Annotated in this window: 1 protein-coding gene; it reads left to right on the top strand. The window is 45.1% G+C overall.

All coding sequences use genetic code 11. The features are described from left to right. A partial coding sequence (locus tag JF76_RS09860) for an ISL3 family transposase (protein ID WP_045929020.1) occupies nucleotides 1–610 on the top strand: 610 nt, incomplete at both ends.

Raw genomic sequence — 610 nt, forward strand, 5'->3', positions numbered from 1 at the left:
CATTCTAAGCTCAAAATTCTCAGTGCTTTAACAGAAGACCGCTCAATGACCAGCATTGCCCGGGAAAACAATGTTTCTGTCAATACGGTGCAAAGAGTGCTGGGCTCTTGCTCGCATCAGTTTAGTAGCAGCTATGATTATTTGCCGGAGCATCTGGCCTTCGACGAGTTTAAGGGCGTTGACCGCACCTTGCATTTTATTTGTCTTGATGCCGACAAACACGAGGTGGTTCAGATTCTCCGAACACGCTATAAAAAAGCAATTATTGCCTACTTCAAAAAGTTTGCGCCTGCGGCTTTGCAAGGCGTCAAAACAGTTTCTCTGGATCTGAATTTTTACTATCAGGACATTGTGCGAGCATGCTTCCCCAACGCTGAGATTGTGCTTGATCGCTTTCACATGGTACAAATGCTTACGCGTTCCTTCAACTCCCTGCGCGTGCAGGTCATGAAGAAATTCAAAAAGATCAGCAGAGAATACAAACTGCTTAAATCACCGTGGAAACTGTATCTCAAGAAGTACCAGGCACTCGACAAAATTCATCCGCATTACAATTGGCACTACAAAGACAATCTGACGCAAGAGCAGATAGTCAACGAAGGCATCGCCT

Origin of the sequence: Lactobacillus kullabergensis, assembly GCF_000967195.1 — a bacterium.
Lineage (GTDB): Bacteria > Bacillota > Bacilli > Lactobacillales > Lactobacillaceae > Lactobacillus > Lactobacillus kullabergensis.